Annotated in this window: 14 protein-coding genes; 8 read left to right on the top strand and 6 right to left on the bottom strand. The window is 64.9% G+C overall.

Going from position 1 to position 21,763, the window contains the following annotated elements:
• The first annotated feature begins 113 nt into the window (after nt 1-113).
• From BMG00_RS16595 to BMG00_RS16580, 4 genes are all read left to right on the top strand, one after another.
• Nucleotides 114-6,923 (top strand): peroxidase family protein, encoded by a 6,810-nt coding sequence (locus BMG00_RS16595; RefSeq protein WP_078575147.1) that lies wholly within the window; start codon nt 114-116, stop codon nt 6,921-6,923.
• A 72-nt stretch (nt 6,924-6,995) separates the two neighbouring features.
• Nucleotides 6,996-8,774 carry a type I secretion system permease/ATPase gene (locus BMG00_RS16590; RefSeq protein ID WP_078575145.1) on the top strand — a complete coding sequence of 593 codons (1,779 nt, stop codon included), beginning with the start codon at nt 6,996-6,998 and terminating at the stop codon, nt 8,772-8,774.
• Between the two features lie 3 nt (nt 8,775-8,777).
• Nucleotides 8,778-10,679, top strand: coding sequence for a cadherin-like domain-containing protein (locus BMG00_RS16585; RefSeq protein WP_078575144.1), 1,902 nt, complete (start codon nt 8,778-8,780; stop codon nt 10,677-10,679).
• A 34-nt stretch (nt 10,680-10,713) separates the two neighbouring features.
• A complete protein-coding gene (locus tag BMG00_RS16580) occupies nt 10,714-12,009 on the top strand; it encodes an HlyD family type I secretion periplasmic adaptor subunit (protein WP_078575143.1) in 1,296 nt (431 codons plus the stop codon).
• Nucleotides 12,010-12,190: 181 nt separating this feature from the next.
• On the opposite strand, the gene BMG00_RS17895 is transcribed toward BMG00_RS16580, so the two are convergent.
• Nucleotides 12,191-12,319, bottom strand: a complete 129-nt coding sequence (locus BMG00_RS17895) for a hypothetical protein (RefSeq protein WP_281251075.1) — start codon at nt 12,317-12,319, stop codon at nt 12,191-12,193.
• A 632-nt stretch (nt 12,320-12,951) separates the two neighbouring features.
• Here BMG00_RS17895 and BMG00_RS17680 point away from each other — a divergent pair.
• On the top strand, nt 12,952-13,128 hold the full coding sequence (locus tag BMG00_RS17680; RefSeq protein WP_158521757.1) for a hypothetical protein: 177 nt from the start codon (nt 12,952-12,954) through the stop codon (nt 13,126-13,128).
• A gap of 91 nt (nt 13,129-13,219) precedes the next feature.
• On the opposite strand, the gene BMG00_RS16570 is transcribed toward BMG00_RS17680, so the two are convergent.
• Complete coding sequence (locus BMG00_RS16570; protein ID WP_078530329.1) at nt 13,220-13,633, bottom strand: RrF2 family transcriptional regulator; 414 nt, start codon at nt 13,631-13,633, stop codon at nt 13,220-13,222.
• A gap of 295 nt (nt 13,634-13,928) precedes the next feature.
• Between BMG00_RS16570 and ubiT the strand changes: the two genes are divergently transcribed.
• The 3 genes from ubiT to ubiV are packed head-to-tail and all read left to right on the top strand — an operon-like array spanning nt 13,929 to nt 16,370.
• On the top strand, nt 13,929-14,435 hold the full coding sequence (ubiT, locus tag BMG00_RS16565) for a ubiquinone anaerobic biosynthesis accessory factor UbiT (RefSeq protein WP_078575140.1): 507 nt from the start codon (nt 13,929-13,931) through the stop codon (nt 14,433-14,435).
• A 19-nt stretch (nt 14,436-14,454) separates the two neighbouring features.
• Nucleotides 14,455-15,453: a ubiquinone anaerobic biosynthesis protein UbiU gene (gene ubiU, locus BMG00_RS16560; RefSeq protein ID WP_078575138.1), complete on the top strand. Its 999-nt coding sequence runs from the start codon at nt 14,455-14,457 to the stop codon at nt 15,451-15,453.
• A 5-nt stretch (nt 15,454-15,458) separates the two neighbouring features.
• The gene (ubiV, locus tag BMG00_RS16555; protein ID WP_245795071.1) at nt 15,459-16,370 is read left to right on the top strand and encodes a ubiquinone anaerobic biosynthesis protein UbiV; all 912 of its coding nucleotides are present in this window, start codon (nt 15,459-15,461) and stop codon (nt 16,368-16,370) included.
• A gap of 182 nt (nt 16,371-16,552) precedes the next feature.
• Here ubiV and BMG00_RS16550 read toward each other — a convergent pair whose 3' ends face one another.
• The 4 genes from BMG00_RS16550 to acsA are packed head-to-tail and all read right to left on the bottom strand — an operon-like array spanning nt 16,553 to nt 21,713.
• Nucleotides 16,553-16,795 (bottom strand): acyl carrier protein, encoded by a 243-nt coding sequence (locus BMG00_RS16550; protein ID WP_078575136.1) that lies wholly within the window; start codon nt 16,793-16,795, stop codon nt 16,553-16,555.
• Complete coding sequence (locus BMG00_RS16545) at nt 16,792-17,973, bottom strand: dihydrolipoamide acetyltransferase family protein (RefSeq protein ID WP_078575134.1); 1,182 nt, start codon at nt 17,971-17,973, stop codon at nt 16,792-16,794. Before BMG00_RS16545 ends, BMG00_RS16550 begins: the two co-directional genes overlap by 4 nt.
• Nucleotides 17,974-17,979: 6 nt before the next feature.
• Nucleotides 17,980-19,977 carry a pyruvate dehydrogenase (acetyl-transferring) E1 component subunit alpha gene (gene pdhA, locus BMG00_RS16540; protein ID WP_078575130.1) on the bottom strand — a complete coding sequence of 666 codons (1,998 nt, stop codon included), beginning with the start codon at nt 19,975-19,977 and terminating at the stop codon, nt 17,980-17,982.
• Nucleotides 19,974-21,713, bottom strand: a complete 1,740-nt coding sequence (acsA, locus tag BMG00_RS16535) for an acetate--CoA ligase (RefSeq protein WP_078530322.1) — start codon at nt 21,711-21,713, stop codon at nt 19,974-19,976. Before acsA ends, pdhA begins: the two co-directional genes overlap by 4 nt.
• Nucleotides 21,714-21,763 lie beyond the last annotated feature (50 nt).

Below are 21,763 nucleotides of genomic sequence, written 5' to 3'. Positions count from 1 at the left end.
ATGATCGGCGCAGGAAGATGCGGCCGTCTCGTTTCAACTCTCCGACGATCAAGCATCCGGCGATGGGTGTATCTGGGTCTGCGATGCAGGCCCGCAGGTCTTAGGGGGTTACAATGATCAATCTTGCCGGAGCCGATCTCGACTATCTTCTGCAACAGGTGAATATCCTCAACGATTATTCACGGCTCACGAGCGCGCTCGACCCGAACGGTGTGCGCGAGGTCTCGGGGCAAAACAACAACCTCGCGGGCGGCTACACGGTGGCCGAAGACGGCACGATCGTCTGGAGCGGCGGCAATGTGCATCCCGACTGGGGTCAGGCCGATACCGAGTTCCTGCGGATGTTCGCGACGAACCATCCGACCGAACTGGAATACGGTACGAGCTATGCCACCGTGCAGAAGATGTGGATCACGCTGATCCTGCCTGACAGCGAGGGCCGGATGCCCGATGATCCCGATTACGTCGCGACCTCGAAAGACGTTCTGGTCGACAATCCGATGTCGATGGCGCCCTCGATGTTCGTGGCCGATAGCGAGGGCCGCATGCCCGGCGAGGCCGATTACGTGCCGACCGTCGACGCGATGTCGATGATGGCGCTCATGGCGGATGCCCAGGCGGAATACCAGTTCGCTCCCGACGGCTCGACGCAGGACATTCTCAACAGCTCGGTCGTGGTGGACAGCGCCCCGCGCCTGATCTCGCAACTCATCACCAGCTCGAATGTCGACACCTCCGATCCGAACTACAACCCCGCCGCCGTGGCCGCGATGAACAACCTGGGCGGCGAGGCCGTGGCGGTGTCGAACTCGGTCGTGGGCGATATCACCACCGCCTTCATGCCGAACCCCGGCATCCTTGGCGGCGTGACCTATAACGAATGGTTCGTGGCTTTCGGTCAGTTCTTCGATCACGGGCTGGACTTCATCCAGAAGACCGGCGGCGTGGTGATGATCCCGCTGAGCCCGAACGATCCGCTCTGGGTCGATCCCTCCGATCCGTCCTACATCTCGGGCGTGTCGAACATGATGATGCTGAGCCGGGCGAAGCTGTCGAACCCCGATACGGATTTCGACGCGAACGGCAACCTGCTGCCAGGCGTCACCCCGCTCTACAACAACAATACCGGCCTGATGATCGACCAGAGTCAGACCTACGGCTCGCACGAAGCGGTCAACGTGCTGGTGCGCCAATACGATGCCAGCGGCACGGTCACGGGGCTGCTGATCAACGGGGCCGAGGACGGGACCGTGCATCGCGCCGATGCCAGCGGCAATCTGGTCGCGCTCGACGTCTCGATGGGTCCGGCCATGGCGCCCGACGGAACGATGGTCGATGGCACGAACGAGCTGGCGAGCTGGGCCGACATGAAGGTCAACGCGACGCGGATCGGGATCGAGCTGATCGACACGGACGTACTCGACTGCCCGTGGATCAATGCCGATGCGATCGGGCGTCTCACCTACACGCCGCAAAGCGATTTCCTCTTCCGCTCGGATCAAAGCGTGGCCGATCTCGAGGCGATCGCCTCGACCACCGGGATCGAGATCGGGGGCGTAACCTACACCTCCTATGCGGATCTCGCCGCGGCAGGTTTCGACCCGTTCCTGCGCTGGACGCTCACGGATGCGATGGAGGGCCAATGCGCAGCCGCCGATATCGGCGAGGTGCGCACCACCAATCAGGCGATCTTGCTCGATATCGCGCATGGCGCGGCGCCGGGCTTCGACTCCCAGGGCCATGAGCTGGACCCGGCTTCCGACCCGGGCGCGGGCACCTTCACCTATGACGACGAACTGCTGGCCCGTCACAAGGTCTCGGGCGATGGCCGGGTGAACGAAAATATCACGCTCACCTCCGTCCACCATGTCTTCCACGAAGAGCACAACATCCAGGCGCTCAACGTAAAGATGGCGGCGGTGCGCGATGCGGTGGCGAGCAACGATCTCAGCGGGCTCAACGGCGAGAGCGCCGAGAACGAGGGCTGGCTGGCCGTCGATGTCGATCAGGCGACCTTCGACAGCTGGGCGGGCCTCGACATGACCGATGATGCGGTCGTGCAGGGCATCGTGGACAGCCTCACCTGGGACGGCGAGCGTGTCTATCAGGCCGCGCGCATCATCACCGAGAGCGAATACAATCACATCGCCGTCGACCAATACATGACGACGCTCTACCCGGCGCTGCCGGAATTCGTGTCCTATTCGGCCGATATCAACCTCAATATCAGCCTCGAATTCGCGCAGGCCGTGTTCCGCCTCGGCCATTCGCAGCTGCGCGAGACGGTGCAGATCGCCGTGACCGACGAGGCCGGCGTCAATCCGGGCGAGCCGGGCTATGTACCGACCTATGTCGAAAAGGGACTGTTCGACGTCTTCCTCAACCCCGATCAGTTCGACGTCTATGGCGCCTCGGGGATCGCGGCGGGGTTGCTGACCCAGCAGGGCAACGAGATGGACGAGTTCGTCACCGCCGCGCTGCAACAGTCTCTGGTCGGCGTGCCGCTCGACCTGCCCGCGCTCAATATCGCGCGCGGTCGCGATGTCGGCCTGCCCACGCTCAACGAGCTGCGCCAGCAGGTCTTCGACGGGCTGACGATGAACACCTCGAACAACACCAACGGCTCGGGCATCGCGCCCTATCACAGCTGGGAGGATTTCGGGGCACATCTGCGCACCCCGGAATCGCTGGTGAACTTCATCGCGGCCTATGGGCGCGACGAGGACGGCACGTTCGGGCTGCAGGCCGCGCGAGACGCCTATCAGGCGGGCACGGGCGAGCTGTGGCAGATCCGCGAGGCCGCGCAGGCGATCCTCGATGCGGCGGCGGATGCTTCCGATCCGATGCATGACGCGGCGCTGATGTTCATGCGCGGCTCGGGCGAGCCCACCTATACGCCGGGCGAGGGCTGGACGCTCTCGGATGGCGAGGGAGATCAGGGCTTCTGGGATATCGACCTCTGGGTCGGCGGTCTGGCCGAACAGGCGATGTTCGACGGCCCGCTCGGCACCACTTTCAGCTTCATCCTTCTAGACTTCACGCAGCGCCTGCAGGATGGCGACCGCTTCTATTATCTCTACCGGATGCCGGTCGGGCATCACCTGGGCGACCAGATCATCGGCGAGCAATTCGCCCATCTGGTCATGCGTACCACCGGGCTCGAGCATATCCCGGACGCCTTCGCGACGCCCTCGGCCACCTATGTGCTCGACGGCACGACCTCCGCCGGGACCATTCACGACAATGCCCGTGACGGTCTGGTCGCGGAAGGCACGGATAACTACGGCTACAACGACTATTTCAACGCCACGCTGGAACGCCTGCCCGACGAGGTGAAGGACGTGGCGCTCGCCAATGCTGGCTTCGAGGCCGAAGATTTCACCGGCCCCGGCGTCACCAGCAATGGTGCAGGCGTTCGGGTCGCAGGGACGCCCGAAGGATGGGAACTGGCGGTGGCCACGAATGGCAACCTCGCGCTTGGAGGCGGCGGGATCTGGGATCCCTCGACCAATGTGATGGATGAGGCAGGCCATGACGGCTCGCAGGCGGCCTATATCAGCTCCAACCGGATGCTGCGTCAGAATGGCGACGGACCGCTGGCCGAGGGCAACACCTATGCCCTGACCGTCACCATCGGCAACCGCGCCCAGAACAACGATTTCGACGTGACCGTGCGGATCGTGGCCGAGGATGGCTCGGTTCTGGCCGAGACGCATCTGATGGATGCCTCGCTCGATCCGAACGTGACCGTGGTCGGCTCGGGCGAATGGGCGACCGTGACGCTCGAGACCCTGCCCGTCAACGCGATGTATGACGGGATGGGCTATCGCATCGAGATCGTGAACGCGACGCCGAGCGGAAATATCGCCTTCATCGACAATGTCTCGCTGGTGAAGACCATCCCCGGCGGCCCGGCCAATGACGGCCATATCACCGTGATCGGCCTCTCGGGCGACGATTTCATCGTCGGCGCTCTGGGCGATGACGTGCTCTATGGCGATGAGGGCAGTGACCGCATCGAGGGCGCGCAGGGCAACGACCATATCTATGGCGGCGACGGCGACGACTACATCACCGATTACGAGAATGACGATTTCATCCTCGGCGGTGCGGGCAACGATACGATCTTCGCGGGCCCCGGTGTACTCGACACCTCGCATGGCAACGAGGGCGATGACGAGGTACATGGCGGCGACGGCATCGACGAGGTCTTCGGCGACGATGGCGACGACCGTCTCTATGGCGAAGGCGACACCGACCTGATGATGGGCGGAGACGGCAACGACTACATGGATGGCGGCGACAGCGTCGACGAGATGTTCGGCGGCAACGGCTCCGACTGGATGGTCGGCGGCGTGGGCGACGACAACATCAACGGCGGGTCGGGCAATGACCTGCTCGAAGGCGGGCTCGGGCCGACCGCGAACGATGGCGACCGTCTCAATGGCGACAGTCCGGCACAGTTGAACCCGGTGATCGAATTCAACGGCGACGGCACCGAGGGCGACATGGATATCGGCTCTTACGAGGACGCCTATATCAACGTGGTCGCGAACCTTCAGACTTCGAACAACGCGGGCACCGGATCGGTCCTGATGGACCAGTATGCCTTCCTCGAAGGCCTTGTCGGCTCGCGCTACAACGACGATCTGACCGGCGCGGATGAAAACGGCATCGGCTCGAACGGCGCCAACAACTACCTCGTCGGTGGCGGCGGCGACGATCGGATGACGGGCTTGGGCGATGGCGGCGACGAGAGCACCGGCCAAGCCGATTTCATCTTCGGCGACAGTGTGATCGTCGACTCGAACCTCTACTGGATCGGCGACAACCGTCACGACCAGTCGGTGACCGTCGATCACTACATCGAGAACTGGTATGGCACGGGCGACACCCGCGTCGTGTTCTCGGACGGCTCGCTAGGCCATATCCTTGGCGATACCGGCACGGACGGCACCGATACGGCGGTCTATACGGGTAACCGTGACGACTACCGGATCGAGCTGATCTCGATGAACGGTCATCAGGCGGTGAAGATCACCGATCTGCGCAGCCCGACCGACCAGAACGGCAACCCGGTCGCGACCGATGGCGTCGATATTCTCGTCGGTGTCGAATGGGCCGAGTTCGCCGATGGCGAGACGGTCTCGCTGAACGTCGATCCGATGTCGGACATCATGTGGAGCGCGACTGGCAGCAATGGCAGCGGTTTTGGCGGCGGCAGCACGATCGCGCGTCTGAGCGCAGATGTGCCCTTCGGCGCTCAGGCTGACTACGAAGTCGTCTCGGGCGATCCGCGCATCTACCTCGGCGGGTTCAATCAGGATCAGGTACGCGTCTCGGGGGGCTTGGGCAACAACGAGGCGCTGAGCGCCACGATCCAGGCGACCGATCCCTCGGGCACGCAGGTCACCGAGACCTTCGACATCGTCACCGGCGATGCCACCGATCAGGTGATCGACCTGAGCGCGTCCACCAACGACACCACGATCTATGGCCGCGAGGGCAATGACACGATCACCGGTGGCGCGGGCAATGACTCGATTGTCTGGAACGTGACCAATGGCAACTTCTTTAATCCGGCACGGCCCGACGGGCGCGACTTCGTCGATGGCGGGGCCAATGGCGCCGCGGGCGACCGGTTCATCGTGACGGGCAACAACTCGCGCGAGACCTTCGTGATCTACACGGTCGCGGCGGCAATCGCGGCGAACCTGACCGTGCAGAACGCGGCCGCCGAGATCGTCATCACGCGCAACGGAGACGTGATCGCCGAACTGGCCAATATCGAGGAAATCACCATCAACACGCTCGACGTGACCGCCGACAACGGCAATGGCGTGCCCGATGGCGGCAATACTGGCGGGTTCTTCGGCGACAATGTCTCGGTTGTCGGTGACTTCTCGGGCACCAGCCTGAACTACTCGACGATCACCGTGAACGGCGATGATGGCGACGACACCGTGGACATCTCCCAGCTGACCTCCGATCACCGGATCGTCTTCCGGGGCGGCGGCGGCGACAACGTCCTCGTGGGCGGCGAGCGTTCGCAGGACGTGCTGGTCGATGCGCGCCATGGCAGCGCGCAGGACGGCACCGATCCCGACAGCCCCGATGAGGACGAGAGCGCGATGCCCGAGGGGCTGGTGCTCGTGGGCGACGACACCAACGAGACCTTCATCGGCGCGGCCGGCAACGACATCATCTTCGCCGGGGGCGGCGCCGATAACGCGCTTGGCAATGAAGGCGATGACATGATCTTCGGCGACGGGGGCGCGGACCGGATCTTCGGCGGCGAGGGCAATGACGTGATCGAAGCCGGAAAGGGCGACGACATGGTCTTTGCCGATGCGGGCGACGACATGGTCATCGCGACCGAAGAGGACGGGCGCGACAGCTACTGGGGCGGCGAAGGCTCCGACACGCTGGACTATGCCGCGATCTCGCAATCGGTGGAGGTCGATCTGGGCCACGGCACCAACGGCCACGGCCAGGTAATGATCGGCGAGACCGCCGACCAGATCTACAGCTTCGAGAATGTCATCACCGGCAGCGGCGACGACACGATCATCGCGAACGGATCGGTCAACGTGATGGATGGCGGCGGCGGCCACGACACCTTCGTCTTCGCCTCGGCCGCCGATGCCGATGGCGACCGGATCAACGGCTTCGCACCGGGCGACAAGATCGACCTGAGCGGGATTGACGCCGATCAGGGCACGGCCGGGGCGCAATCCTTCGTGCTCTTCGCGGCGGGCGATTTCAGCGCGGCGGGCGAGCTGCGGATCTCTTACGAGATGCGCGACGACGGCGAGCACACGATCATCGCGGGCAATGTCGATGACGATCTCGAAGCTGATTTCGAGCTCGACCTCTCGGGCCGTCACACGCTCGACGCCTCTGATTTCAACGGGGTGAACTAACGAGTGACGCCCGGCGGTGGAAATCGCCGGGCACAGTTTTTTCAAGTCTCAAGATCTTGGTGGGAGGATCACATGAGCAACAAGCGTCGCCGTTTCCAGGCCAGCGAAGAGGTGGTCTCCGAGCGCCTCGGCCGATATCGCGGGCTGATCGCCTTTCTTCTGGGCCTGTCCTTCGTCATCAGCCTTCTGGCCCTGACAGGCTCGTTCTACATGCTTCAGATCTACGACCGGGCGCTGACCAGCGGGTCGGTTCCGACGCTGCTGGCGCTCTCGGTTCTGGCGATCGCGCTCTACCTGTTCCAGGGCTTGTTCGACGTGCTGCGCAACCAGATCCTCGTGCGGGTCGGCGCACGGATCGACAACCGTCTGGCCCCCCTCGCCCATCGCGTCGCGATCGAAATGCCGCGCTTTGGCTATTCCACCTCCGAGGCGCTCGAGCGTGGCCGCGACGTCGACACGATCCGCAGCTTCGTCTCGGGCGCGGGCGCAATCGCGCTTCTGGACCTGCCCTGGATGCCGCTCTTTCTCGGTTTCGTTTATATTCTGCACCCGCTTCTGGGCCTGATGACCATCGGCGGCGCCTGCGTGCTGATCACGCTGACGGTCATCACCGAGATCCTGTCGCGCCGCTCGGGACGCGATCTGCAAAAGGCCTCCGTCACCCGTGCGATGATCGCCGACACCAACACGCGCAATGCCGATGTGCTGCATGCGATGGGCTTCGGGCGCCGCGCGGTCGAACGGTTCGACACCGCCAATGCCGAGCACCTGCGCCTGCACGCCCGCACCAGCGACATCACCGGCACGCTCAGCGGGCTGTCGAAGGTCACCCGGATGATGCTGCAATCGGCGCTTCTGGGCCTTGGCGCCTATCTCACGATCGTGGGAGAGCTCTCGCCTGGCGCGATCATCGCCTGTTCGGTTGCCGCCTCGCGCGCGCTCGCGCCGGTCGAGATGGCGATCGGCAACTGGAAAGGCTTTGTCGCCGCGCGGCGCAGCCACATGCGGCTGCGCGACACGCTGGCGACCATCGAGGACGATGGCGAGATGGTCGAACTGCCCGCCCCGGTCGAGAACTTCTCGGTCGAGGGGATGACGGTCGTCGCACCGGGCTCTGGCGCCGTCCTGCTGGGCGATGTGAGCTTCGATCTGACGGCGGGCGACGGACTTGGCCTGATCGGGCCGAGCGGCTCGGGCAAGACCACGCTGGCCAAGGGGCTCGTCGGGGTCTGGCCGCTTCTGCGCGGGCATGTGCGCTTCGACGGAGCGGCGCTCGACCAATGGCACCCCGATCATCTGGGCAGGCATATCGGATACCTGCCGCAAGAGGTCTCGTTGATGGAGGGCACCGTTGCCCAGAACATCGCGCGCTTCGCCCCGGACGCAACTCATGAAGACATCGTCGCGGCGGCGAAAGCGGCGGGGGCGCATCAGACGATCATCCACCTGCCCGATGGCTACCAGACGCAGCTTGGCCCCTTCGGCAAATCCCTCTCGGCCGGCCAGCGCCAGCGGGTGGGTCTCGCCCGCGCGCTGTTCGGCAATCCGTTCCTCGTGGTGCTCGACGAACCCAATTCCAACCTCGACGCCGAGGGTGAAGCGGCGCTGAGCAAGGCCATCGCCTCGGTGCGCGCCCGTGGCGGGATCGTGGTGGTGATCGCGCATCGCCCGAAAGCGCTCGAGGCGGTGAACCTGGTGGGCTTCGTGCAGGGCGGCAGGCTCGTGGCGTTCGGTCCCAAGGACGAAATCGTGAATCGCTCCGTGGAGACGAAGCCGTTGCCGAAAGCCAAATCCAAAGCGCGCGCCACCCCTGCCCCGGTGCTTGATACGCGCGAACAGGCGGTGGGGTGAACCATGGACCGCGACTCTCTCGAACTCGGCATTCCGGACGACGAAGCGGCCACCGCTCCGCACCAGAAATATCGCACGGGCGAAGACCGGCGCGTCTGGACGGGTCGCGCCGCGATTGGCTTGCTTGCACTTGCCTGGGGAGTGGTTGCAAGCAAACTGTTCGTGCCCGAGGGCGCGAAGGCCGAGGGCGTCGAGGCTCATTCCGGGACCCCACCCCATGAGCCCGACGCCCCGGCCAGTCCAGGCGAGAGCGCGGTCTACCATCACATTCCTGAAATGCCTCCCACCCGGGATGCCGAGGGCGAGGAAGATGTGTATGAGGCCCTGCCCGACAACGTGATCCTCTTTCCCGGTGTCAAGCCTGCGCCCTTCGCACTGTCGCCTCAGCGCTGGCATGCCAAGCGCGCACCCGCGATCGAGGCAGGCGAGGATACGCTGTTCTTTCCCGATTCCATCGAGTTGGCGGAATTTGACCTTCCGAAATTGCCGGTCTTCACCTCGTCGCGCAGCGATGCGGCCCGCAAGTCGCAAAGAGGACCCGAAGGAAATGTCTCCACTCCGTCTGCGCCGGAGGGTCCGAATGCGCCCGACACCCAAGGCAACCGCGCCCCCGAAGCGAAATCGCCGCTGCGCCTGTCGCCTGGCTGGCGCGACGAGAGCTTCTTCATTCTCGCTGCCGTTCTGCTGACCGGGGTCACCGATCCCGACGGCGACCCGCTCTCGATCCTGTCGATGCGCGCGGAGGGTGGCGAACTGATCGCCCACGCCGAGGGCGCGTGGCTCTTCAAGCCCGATCAGGGCTTCGAGGGCGAGGCGCAGATCACCTATCTCGTCACGGATGGCGAATATGCTGTCGAACAGACCGCAATGGTGGAAATCCTGCCACCCAATTTCCACGATATCGCGGGCACGCCGGAGGATGATCTCCTTGTCGGCACGCCGGACCGCGATGCGATCCGGGGCCTCGAGGGCCGCGACATTCTCTACGGGCGCGAAGGCGATGACGTGCTCGACGGCGGCGCGGGCGATGACGTGCTGATCGGCGGCCTCGGAGCCGATGTGATCTATGGCGGAACCGGCAATGATATCGTCTTTGCCGGCGAGGGCGACGATCTCGTCTTTGGCGGCGCGGGCGATGACGCGCTGCATGGCGAGGCGGGCAATGACTATCTCGACGGCGGCGCCGGGGCGGACAGCCTCTTTGGCGGCACCGGGGCCGATCTGCTTCGCGGCGGAGACGGGGATGACTTGCTTGACGGCGGCGAAGGGGCGGACACCGTCTCGGGCGACGATGGTGCGGACCGGATCGTGCTCGCCGCTGCCGAAGAATGCGACGGCGACAGCTACGATGGCGGCGCCGATTGCGACACGCTCGATCTGAGCCGGATCGCTGAAGGTGCGCGCGTCGATCTTATGGCAGGCACGCTGTCGATCGGCGGGGCGCAGGCCACGATCTCGAACATCGAGAACGTCATGGCCGGGACGGGTGACGACGTGATCGTGGCGAGCGACAGCTGTAACGCCTTCACCGGCGGCGCGGGAGAGGATCTTTTCGTCTTCAACACCGTCGCCGCGGTCCAGAACAACGGCCAGGGCCATGACCGGATCACCGATTTCGAACCCGGCGACCGGATCGACTTCTCGGAGATCGACCCCGCAGGCGAAGGCTATGGCGATTTGCGCATGTTCTTCGCGGGCCGCGCCGGCGAGGTCGCAGAAGCCCGTGGCGGGGTCTTCATCGCCTTCGAATTCGACGAGGAGGACGCGCAGGAATTCACCATCGTGAAAGCCAAGTTCAGCCTCGACGAGGATGACGAGGACGATTTCGACTTCGAAATCGAACTCGATGGCCATCACGAGCTCGACGAAACCTGCTTCGTCTTCGACACCGAAGACAGCGCTTAACACCTGAACCGACATCCTGTGGGGGGATAAATCGATGACCAAGGTTGATACCGCAGAGACGCAACTCTTCTCGATCCGCGCCCGGATCCTTTTCGCGACCGCATTCCTCGGGGCTCTGATCCTCGTCGGCGGCGGCTGGGCGGCGCAGGCGAAACTCTCCGGCGCGGTAATCGCGCATGGACAGGTCGCGGTGAAATCCCAGCTCAAGGTGGTCCAGCATCCCGATGGCGGGGTGATTCACGAGATCCGCGTCGACAATGGTGATCGGGTTCAGGCGGGCGATGTGGTACTGCGTCTCGACGATACGCAGCTGAAATCCGAACTCGGCATCGTGGAGACCCAGATCCGCGAGCTCGCCGGCCGCAAGGCGCGGCTGATCGCGGTGCGCGACAGCACTGAGGATATCGTTTTTCCCGCTGGCTTCGGCGCCAGCCCCGAGACCGCTGCGATCGCCGAGGGCGAGCGTCGGCTGCTGCTCCATGACCGCTCGATGCAGGCCCTGCGGCGCGATCAGCTGCTGTCCCAGATCGACCAGTTCGATGATGAAATCCGCGCGCTGGAAGCTCAGAGCCATTCGAACGGCATCGAGCGCAAGCTGCGCGGCGAGGATCACACCCGCCTGTCCAAACTGTTGAAGAAAGGCCTGACCGAACAGGGCGCGATCACCGAGGTCGAGCGCGACATGGCGCGGCTTGACGGGGTGGCGGGCGAGATCGAAGCGAATATCGCCCGCGTGAAGGGCCAGATCAGCGAGTCCAACCTGCGCATTCTCGAGCTTGACCATCAAGCCCGCACCGCGGCGCAAAAGGAACTGCGCGACATCGACGCGCAACTGGCCGAGCTGCACGAACGCGCCGTGGCCGCGCGCGACCGGCTCTCGCGCACCGAGATCCGCGCTCCGATCGCGGGCGTGATCAACGAGCTGGGCGTGCATACCGTCAACGGCGTGATCGCGCCGGGCGAGCGCGTGATGGCGATCGTGCCCGATGGCGAGCTGATGGTCGAGGCGCGCCTGCCGATCACCGACATCGATCAGGTCATGCCCGGTCAGGCGGTCCGCCTGCGCTTCTCCGCCTTCAACCAGCGCACGACCCCCGAAGTCGCGGGGATGGTGCGCGTCGTGGCCGCCTCGGCCACCAAGGACGAATCCGGCGCAAGCTACTACCTCTGCACAGTCGCGATGACCGAAGCGGCGCAGCTGCCCGATGGCCGCAAGCTGATGCCAGGCATGCCGGTCGAGGTCTTTTTCCAGACCGGCGAACGCACCGCGATCTCCTACCTGCTCAAGCCGGTCGCCGATCAGGTGCACCGCTCGATGCGCGAGGATTGAGGCCGCAGCCGTCTTCGGCGGGCGTCAAACGCAAATGATGCGAACCCTATTTACCAGGGACGGCCGCGCGGCGTCTGCGGACTACCATGGGTTTTGAAACAGCCAAGGGTGCCGCCACGCACTTCCTTAGCCCCAGACTGATCCGCACCGAATTCTTGCCCTTCTATAGGCCTTGGGCAAATCACGCGCCGTCATCGGCAAGCGCTGCATTGCCGGTCACGCATGGCAGCAGCGGCGCGTAGAGACGCTCTTCGAGACGCCGGACCACGTTACCGAGTGCGCTTTGCAATGTCCCGGGGCCGACGGTCACGTGCGTCCTCTCTCGTTCTGGTCCCCGCGTGATCTGTGAAAATCCGACCGAGAGCCTTTCGAGCATTATTCCCCAATCCGGACCAGTCATCGGATCAGGCTCTTCCGCAAGCGTAACCGCCCCTCGGCAGGGTAGCTTCATACCTTTTTTCTTGTTCTTTTCAGAGCGGCCTCGCACCGCTTGTATCGGAGCGGCGCATTGAACTGCGGCGCCATGGAGACCTGCCCCCACGCTTCTGACAATGTCTTCCCCGCCGCCCCCCTCACCGGCTCTCTGATGATCGTCCTGGACCTGTCGATCATTTTCACAGGTCAGCCGGAGGGTGCGCGGACGTTGGCGTTTGGCCCGGTGGCGCTATCCGAGGTTCGCAACGCCTATCGGCTCAGCTTCGGGGGGCGATGCTGATGGCCGCACGGCTGTGCGATATCCTCGAACGGCGCGCGAGCGGCGCAAGGGAACGGCGCGACGATCCGCTCACCTGCGGAGTTTGCGGGTCTTTCCGCAACCTTCCGGGAAGGTGAAGGAGTTTCGCGCGCCTTGGTGTGATCTTCGCTGGTCGCCGGTGCAGGCGCACGTGTCGGGCCCGTGCTGGTGGTATCTTCGCGGGTCTCCTGAACTGGCGTCTTGGGTCGGTGACAAACGTTTCCGTCGGCCTCACCCTCTGCTTTGCGACCGGGCGCGTCATCGGCACAGGCGAGCGCCATGAGGGCCGAGCCGATATCTCGGGAGCAATCGTCTCGAGCGTCGGCACGACCGCGCTGACCTTCGTCACCGCGCCGCACGTACCACGCCTTGCACGCCCGATCTGACATGCCGCTGCGCTCGGACAGGCTTTCCTCGAAACGGTCGGCGCGATCCTCACCCTCGTCTGTATCTGCACCGACGAGCGTCGGCGGACCGTCAGACCTTGACGGGGGGATAGATGCAATCCGCAAGCGAACTGCGGTTGAGATCAGCGATGAAGGCAGCCTCGGCAGCGGCGAGGCGCGCCTTGAGGCGACAGTGCGGCGTCAATGTGCAGGCGGCGCCACCGGGCAGGAAACACTCGACCAGCGCCTGATCTGCCTCGAGATAGGCAACGACGTCGCCCAGAAGGATCTCCTCGGGCCGCCGCGCGAGCACCGCACCGCCGCCGCCGCCGCGCCGCGTTTCGAGATAGCCTGCAGCCGACAGCGACGAGATCACCTTTGCCAGATGATTGCGTGAAATACGGAACTCTTCCGCCAGCTCCGCGGCGGTGAACGGTCGATCAGGGGTGCCGGCCATCCGCATGAGGACGCGCAGTCCGAAGTCGGTGAAGGAGGTGAGACGCAAAGGCAGCTCCGTGGTTTGGTATTTACAATGCGCATTGAGCGGGTGTAATGCGTAATTCAAATACCAATTACCGAGAGAATCCGCAATCTCGGAAGCCACGCCATGACAGCCGCTCGCGGAAGATCTCGACGAACGCAGCGCTTCGAAAACGAGGGGCTCTTTTCACGGATCGAGGCAGCCATGCACTCGCTCGGACAAGAAACGGCAAGACGATGATCCACTCACTCCCTTCCGTCATTTTCGCCCGGCCGTCCCGGCTCGGATCGCCTGCGCGCGCAACCCGAAAGCCCCAGCCATGAGTACGGGCGACGATACACTCCCCCGCGCCGCCGACCCGGGCACGTCCGTGCTCGCTCGCCTCTCTTGCGTGATCGTGCAACCCGTCCTGACCCGGGTGGTCAAGCGTGTCGCCAAACAGCACCCGTCTCTTTTCTCGCGGCTCGGTCCACATCAGGGGACCGACTTCGTGATCGATCCGGTGGAATTGCCCTTTGCCCTTCACCTGCGACCAGATCCGCAAGCGCTGGTGTTCCGGGCCGTCCCGCGTAATGCGGCGCCCGAAGCGGGAGCCACAATTCGAGGGAAGTTCATGCTGCTTCTGGAGTTGGTCGACTCCGAAGAGGATGGAGATGCCGCGTTCTTCTCCCGCGATCTGGAGGTCACGGGCGACACCGAAGCCGTCGTGCGGCTTCGCAATGCACTCGACGATGTCGATGGGTCCATCGCCGAGGAAACCGCCGAGATGTTCGGCCCTGCTGGCCGCGCCATTCTGGCAAGACTACGCCGCGCCTATCCAACGTGAAGAAAGGACCTCTCGTCCCATGAGCCTCGCCGAACTGATCTGCCCGGCCGGCACGCCTGCCGCCCTGCGCACCGCCGTCGATGCCGGCGCCGATGCGGTGTATTGCGGCTTTCAGGATGCCACCAACGCACGCAACTTTCCGGGGCTGAATTTCACTCCGGACGAACTGGCCGCTTCGGTCGCCTACGCGCATGAGAAGGGCACCAAGGTTTTGCTGGCTTTGAACACCTACCCGCCTGCGGGCAAGGTCGATCTGTGGCGAGAGGCCGCCGATACAGGCGCGCGGCTTGGGGTCGATGCCTTCATCGTCGCGGATATGGGCGTGGCCGACTACATCGCGCGCACCCATCCCGGTGTCCGTCTGCACCTGTCAGTTCAGGCCGCCGCCTCCAGTCCCGAGGCGATCCGGTATTATTGCGAGAATTTCGACGTGAAGCGCGTCGTGCTGCCGCGCATCCTGACGATCCCCGAGATCCGCGAAATCCGCAAGGAAATCCCCTGTGAGATCGAGACCTTCATCTTCGGCAATCACGGGCTGATGGTCGAAGGGCGGTGCAGCCTGACAAACTACCTCACCGGACAATCGACCAACATGGACGGGGTGTGCTCTCCGGCATCGGACGTCGAATACAAGCGCCACGCGGATGGCTCGATGTCCTCGCAACTCGCGGGTTTCACCATCGACTGCTTCGGGGCCGACGAAAAGGCAGGCTACCCGACAATCTGCAAGGGGCGCTACACGGCGCCGCACCGCTCCGAGCCATATTATGCCTTCGAGGAGCCGATCAGCCTGAACCTTTCCCGGCTGCTTCCCGACCTGATCGACGCCGGCGTTCACGCCTTCAAGATCGAGGGACGCCAGCGCTCGAAGAGTTATGTCCGAGGTGTGGTGTCGGCCTTCCGGCAGGCCGTTGATGACATCCGCGCGGGTCGAGAGGCGAATATCGCCGATCTGGTCGCCCTGACCGAGGGCCAGAAACAGACCCAGGGCGCGTTCGAGACAAAGAAATGGCGGTAAACGATATGACGAAACTGACCCTTGGACCCATCGCCTATCACTGGTCCAACCAGACGCGGCGCGACTTCTACGCTCGTATCGCCGACGAGGCGCCGATTGACGAGGTCTATCTGGGCGAGGTCATCTGCTCGAAGCGCGCGCCGTTTCACGAGGCCGATCTGCCTGCCACGATCGAACGGCTGGAACGCGGTGGCAAGACGGTGATCCTGTCTTCGCTGGCCGAGGTGATGTTGAAGCGCGAACGCAAGGCCACAGCCGATCTGGCCGCCATGGAAGCGCCGGAGATCGAGATCAACAACGCAGCGGGCCTGTTTGCACGAGGCAAGCGCCCGCACCGCATCGGCCCGTTCATGAACGCCTATAATGAGGCGACCATCGCCTGGATGGCGGGCCGGGGCGCGACGCATGTCTGCCTGCCGACCGAAATGCCTGCCCCGGCGATTGCTGCGGCCGCTGCGGCGGCACGCGAGCTTGGGCTGGGGGTGGAGGTGCAGGTGTTTGGCCGTGCTTCGCTTGCGGTGTCCGCACGATGCTATCATGCGCGCGCCCATGGCCGGACCAAGGACAACTGCCAGTTCGTCTGCGAAGAGGATGCGGACGGCATGCCCTTGCGCACCACCGATGACCGCCCGATCCTTCGCGTGAACGGCATCCAGACCCAGTCGGAAAGCTACCTCGACCTCTTGCCCGAAGCCGGACAGATGATCGCGGACGGCGTCACCCATTTGCGGCTGATGCCACAGGCCGTGGATATGGTGGCGGTGGCCACGGCGTTCCGCGACGTTCTGGATGGCACCCGCAGCTTGACCGAGGCGGAGAGCATGCTGCGCCAGATTTGCGACGGGATTTCGTTCTCCAACGGGTTCTACCACGGTCAGGCGGGATATCGGCGCATTGCCGCTGCCGCGGCAGGCTGATCGCTGCAGGGTGCGAACACAGCTCGATCTTCGGAACGGCATCGGACGAAGTGTCATCGCGGGGCCGTTCGGCGACTCTCTGAATTCCTATGGGCGCGCCTGTCGCGACAGCCCGCCTGGCCAGCGCCAGCCCTACATGGCCCCCAACAGACGCCGGATGTCGGAACTGAGCCTTCCCCCCTTCAAACCCGCTTCGCGAGGAATGCCGCGGCAAGGTCGGGGGTGGCGATCTGGGGATAGTCCGCTTCGGCAATCGCGACACCGAAACGTTTGCTGAGTGCAATCACCAGGTTCAGGACATCCATCGAGTCGAGCTCGAGATCGTCCTGAAGATGGTCCGAACCCGCGATCTCGGCGGGATCGAGATCGGGGGCGACACGCACGAGCTCCTCGATATAGGCGCGACGGATTTCGTCTTCGGTCATAACTCCTCCGGTGTTTGCAGCTTCGCGTCGAGCGCGGTCAGGAATTTCGAGCCCAGTCGCCCGTCGCTCACGCGGTGGTCCGCCGCAAGCGTTAGCGTCACGGCCTGCGCGGCGATCACCTGTCCGTCGCGCACCAGCGGCTGGGCACCCGGTGCACCTGCGGTGACGATGGCGACCTGCGGCGGCACGATGATCCCCGCCATCGCCTCGACCCCGCTTTCGCCAAGCGCGGAGAAGGTGAGCGTCGCCATGCTCATCTCCGAGCTCTTGAGCCTCCCGGCACGGGCGCGCATGGTGAGATCGCGCATCGCCTCCATCAGCTCACGCAGGCTCTTCTGGTCGGCGTCGAGGATCGCGGGAGCGACGAGGCCACCACCCCGAAGCGCGATGGCGAGGCCGAGATGGATTGCCGCAGAGGGTATGAACCCATCCGCCCCATAATGGCCGTTCACTGCCTTTTCCTCGCGCGCCGCCAGCGCCACGGCCTTCATGAGGAGCGCGCCCATCAGGAGCCGTTCCTCCGGAGGGCGGTCCGCATTGGTGGCGCTCAGCCAGTCGGTCGCAGCGGTGAGATCGACCGTGTGGGTGACGTAATAATGCGGTATTTCGCGTTTGGACCGGGCCATCGCGGCGGCGATCGCCTTGCGCATCTCGGCGAGATAGGCGCCGCGCTCGGGCTTCGGGCTCGGTTGCGCAGCGCGCGCGACCGCCTCGACATCCGCCAGAACGATCGCGCCGCCCGGGCCGCTGCCGGTGAGGCTTTCCAGTGCGATCCCCAGTTCCGCAGCGCGCCTCTTCGCGGCAGGAGATGCGGGGATCCCTGTCGGCGCGGCGGCGGTTGGAACGACTGGGGGCACCGGCTTTGCAACGGGTGAAATCGCTTCCGCACCGGCCTGCGGCGCAACTGGCGCCGCGACGTCCGAAGGTTCTTCCCGCGTCTCTCCCGGCGCACGGATAATCGCGAGCGGCGCGCCCACGGGCAGGCTCTGCCCGAGTTCGGCCACCAGTTTTTCGACTACGCCATCCTCGAAAATCTCGATCTCGATCGCGCCTTTCTGGGTCTCGACCACGGCGACGATATCGCCGTGCTGAACCGGGTCTCCGGGTTTCACCAGCCATTCGACCAGCGTTCCCGCCTCCATATCCGCGCCGAGCGAGGGCATCTTGAAGACCGCCATCGCGCCTCACCCTTTCCCGAGCGCCGCCTTGGCGGCGGCGACGATCGCTGGCACCTGCGGCACGGAGGCATCCTCGAGATGCTTGGGATAAGGGATCGGCACCTCGACCGAACACACCCGCCCCACCGGCGCATCGAGATGCCAGAAGGCTTGCTCACCGATCCGGGCCGCGATCTCGGCAGACAGCGAGCCCGACCGCCAGCCCTCGTCCACGATCACCGCGCGGCGCGTGCGCGCAAGCGAGGCCATGATCGTCGCATCATCGAGCGGGCGCAGAGAGCGCAGGTCGATCACCTCAGCCTCGATCCCCTGCCCCGCCAGTTCCTCCGCCGCCTCCAGCGTCTTGAACAGCGACCCGCCATAGGTGATCAGCGTGATGTCGGTGCCCGGCCTGCGGATCGCGGCCTTGTCGATATCCACCGGCCCCGCATTCGCGGCGATCTGCCCGGTCATGTTGTAGAGCATGACATTCTCGAAGATCAGCACCGGGTCGGGATCCTCGATCGCGGTCCAGAGCATCCCGCGCGCGTCCTCGAGCGTGGCGGGCGCAAGCACCCGCAGACCGGGAATATGCGCATACCACCCTTCGAGCGAATGGGAATGCTGCGCGGCCAGTTGCTTGCCCGCGCCGGTCGCGAGACGGATCACCACGGGCGCGCCGAACTGCCCGCCCGACATATGCCGGATCGTGGCGGCGGTGTTCATGATCTGATCGAGCGCGAGCAGCGAGAAGTTCACCGTCATCACCTCGACGATGGGCCGCATCCCCGCCGCGGCTGCACCGATCCCGGCCCCGGTGAAGCCCGACTCGGAGAGCGGCGTATCGCGGATACGATCCTCGCCGAATTCGTCCATCAGCCCTTTCGAGACCGCGTAGCAGCCGCCGTAAGCCCCCACATCCTCGCCCATCAGGAAGACCCGTTCGTCGCGGATCATCGCGTCGCGGATGGCCTGTTTGACCGCCTCGCGATAGGTCATCTCTGCGGTCTCGGCGCCCTGTTCGGGCGGCGCGGGCGGCGCGGGGCGGTCCTCGGCCATGACGTGGCGGGTGAGCGTCTCGAGAGGTTCCCATTCGCTCGCCTCGGCATAGGCGACAGCGGCGGCGATCTCATCCTCGACGCCTGCCTCGATCTGCGCGACCTCTTCGGGATGCATCAGCCCGGTCTCATAAAGCCAGGACTGGAACCGCACGATCGGCCCCTTCTCGCGCCACTCGGCCACCTCTTCCTTGTCGCGGTAGAGCTGGGCGTCGAACATCGAATGCGCGCGAAAACGATAGGTCAGGCATTCGAGGAAATAGGGTTTGCCGGTCTCGCGGATCGCGGCGAGCGCGCGGCGCGTGGCCGCCTCGACCGCGACCACATCCATCCCGTCCACCTGCTCGGTCACCGTGCCATAGGCGGCCGCCTTGCGCCGAATATCGGTCTCGGACTCGGTGCGCGCCAGGGCCGAGCCCATCGCATAACCATTGTTCTCGCACACAAACAGGACCGGCAGCGACCAGAGCTGCGCGAGGTTCATCGACTCGTGGAACTCGCCCTCGGCCACCGCGCCCTCACCGAAGAAACAGGCGGTGACATTCGGCGCGCCCATCATCCGGTCGCGCAGCGCAAGCCCCACCGCCAGCGGCAGCCCGCCGCCCACGATCGCGTTGCCGCCATAGAAATTGCGCTCGGCGTCGAAGATATGCATCGAGCCGCCCCGCCCGCCCGAAGCGCCCGTGGCCTTGCCATACATCTCGGCCATCACGCGCTCCATCGGCACGCCGCGCACCAGCGCATGGCCATGCTCGCGATAGGTGGCGACGATGCGGTCATCGGGGCCAAGGCGCGGGATCACGCCCGAGGCCACCGCCTCCTCGCCGTCATAAAGATGCAGGAAGCCACGGATCTTTTCCTGCGTGTAGAGCTCGGCGCATTTATCCTCGAAATGACGGATGCGGATCATCGCCGTGAGCAACTCGCGGATGTGATCGTGGGTCAGATGCGGTTTGTCGGCACTCATGTCTCGTCACTCTCCAGCGTCGAAATATCACCCTCCGGCAGGCCCAGCTCGCGCGCCTTCAATAGCCGGCGCATGATCTTGCCCGAGCGGGTCTTGGGCAGGGTCTTTCGGAACACCACCTCGCGCGGAGCGACCGCCGCGCCAAGCTTCTTGCGCGCAAGCCCGCGGATGTCGCGTTCGAGATCTTCGGAGGGCTCGAAGCCAGGATTGAGCGCGACGTAAGCTTTCACCACCTCGCCCGCGGTCTCGTCGGGCAACCCGATCACGGCAGCCTCGGCCACCGCCGGGTGCTCGATCAGCGCGCTTTCGACCTCGAAGGGACCGATGAGGTGGCCCGAGGACTTGATCAGATCGTCGGCGCGCCCGACGAACCAGAAATACCCTTCACGGTCGCGCATCGCGAGATCGCCCGAGAGATACCACCCATCGACGAAGCACTTCTTGTAGCGCGCTTCTTCATGCAGATAGGCGCGCATCATCGAGGGCCAGCCCGGACGCAGCGCCAGCTCGCCGATCTCGCCGGGCGGGCATTCACGCAGCCCATCATCGACACGCGCGACGATGCCCGCCTCGATCCCCGGCAAGGGCCTTCCCATCGAGCCGGGATGCACATCCATCGCGCGGGTGTTGGCGATCATGATCCCGCCGGTCTCGGTCTGCCACCAGTTGTCGTGGAAGGGCCGCCCGAAGACCTCGTTGCCCCAGACCACGGCTTCGGGGTTCAGCGGCTCGCCGACCGAGGCCATGAAGCGCAGCTGCGAGAAATCGTGGGACGCGGCAGCCTCCTTGCCTGCGCGCATCATCATGCGGATCGCGGTCGGCGCCGTGTACCAGACCTCGATCTTCTCGCGCTCGAGAAGGCCGTACCAGCGTTCGAGGTCGAAATCCGCCTCGTCGATGACCATCCGTACCCGGTTCACCAAGGGCGAGATGATCCCGAAAGAGGTGCCCGTCACCCAGCCCGGATCGGCACTGCACCAATAGCGCGTGCCCGGCGTCAGTTCGAGCGCATAGCGGCCAGCGGCAGCGTGCATCACCACCGCATCATGCACATGGACCGCGCCTTTCGGGCGCCCCGTGGTGCCGGAGGTGAAATGGAACAGCGCAGGGTCTTCGGGCCGGGTGCGAACCGTCTCGAACCGCTCGGAGGCCGCCGCCATCGCAGGGCCGAGCGCGACGCAATCCTCGGGCGCCTCGTCCCCGATGATCAGCACCAGCTTCAGCGAGGGGATCTCGTCGCGCCAAGCCGCGATCTTGCGGCGATAGATCGACGCGGTGGTGATCAGCGCATCGGCCTCGCCGATCTCGAGCCGGGTGCGCAACGGCTCGGGCCCGAAGGCGGAAAAGAGCGGCGAGAAGATCATCCCGGCCTTCAGCGTGCCCAGTGCCGCGACGTAGAGATCGGGCACCCGCCCCGCGAGACCGAAAACCCGATCGCCGGCTTGCAGCCCGTGGCTTTTCAGAACATTGGCAAAGCGCGCGGTCCGGGTGGCGAGATCGCCATAGCTCAGGCTTTCCCGCTCGCCGTCCTTGCCAAGCCACAAGATCGCCTCATCAGCACCGTGGCCCGAGGCGACATGCCGATCCACCGCCTCGTGAGCGATGTTCAGCGCGCCATCGGGAAAGCCGTCGAGCATCGCTCGTGCGGTCTCCCAGGTAAAAGCCTCGCGGACCTCATCGGTCAGCGTCGCCGCTGCGCGTTCGGCGGCCGACTTCTGGATAATCGCCCAAGTCATCACGCCTCCTCCCAAGGTGATGCCAGTCGACTGACCGCCCATTTCAGGGG

Origin of the sequence: Thioclava marina (genome assembly GCF_002020135.1) — a bacterium.
In the GTDB taxonomy this organism is placed as follows: Bacteria; Pseudomonadota; Alphaproteobacteria; order Rhodobacterales; family Rhodobacteraceae; genus Thioclava; species Thioclava marina.
The sequence above is the reverse complement of the archived record's forward strand: the minus strand, read 5'-3'. Positions and strand labels throughout refer to the sequence as shown.

What these genes read in the sequence shown, in the direction of transcription:
- BMG00_RS16550 (WP_078575136.1), bottom strand. Translation starts at nt 16,795, where the DNA reads ATGACCGAAGACGAAATCCGTCGCGCCTATATCGAGGAGCTCGTGCGT.
- BMG00_RS16590 (WP_078575145.1), top strand. Translation starts at nt 6,996, where the DNA reads ATGAGCAACAAGCGTCGCCGTTTCCAGGCCAGCGAAGAGGTGGTCTCC.
- ubiV (WP_245795071.1), top strand. Translation starts at nt 15,459, where the DNA reads ATGACGAAACTGACCCTTGGACCCATCGCCTATCACTGGTCCAACCAG.
- ubiT (WP_078575140.1), top strand. Translation starts at nt 13,929, where the DNA reads ATGAGTACGGGCGACGATACACTCCCCCGCGCCGCCGACCCGGGCACG.
- BMG00_RS16595 (WP_078575147.1), top strand. Translation starts at nt 114, where the DNA reads ATGATCAATCTTGCCGGAGCCGATCTCGACTATCTTCTGCAACAGGTG.
- acsA (WP_078530322.1), bottom strand. Translation starts at nt 21,713, where the DNA reads ATGACTTGGGCGATTATCCAGAAGTCGGCCGCCGAACGCGCAGCGGCG.
- BMG00_RS16545 (WP_078575134.1), bottom strand. Translation starts at nt 17,973, where the DNA reads ATGGCGGTCTTCAAGATGCCCTCGCTCGGCGCGGATATGGAGGCGGGA.
- ubiU (WP_078575138.1), top strand. Translation starts at nt 14,455, where the DNA reads ATGAGCCTCGCCGAACTGATCTGCCCGGCCGGCACGCCTGCCGCCCTG.
- pdhA (WP_078575130.1), bottom strand. Translation starts at nt 19,977, where the DNA reads ATGAGTGCCGACAAACCGCATCTGACCCACGATCACATCCGCGAGTTG.
- BMG00_RS16580 (WP_078575143.1), top strand. Translation starts at nt 10,714, where the DNA reads ATGACCAAGGTTGATACCGCAGAGACGCAACTCTTCTCGATCCGCGCC.
- BMG00_RS16585 (WP_078575144.1), top strand. Translation starts at nt 8,778, where the DNA reads ATGGACCGCGACTCTCTCGAACTCGGCATTCCGGACGACGAAGCGGCC.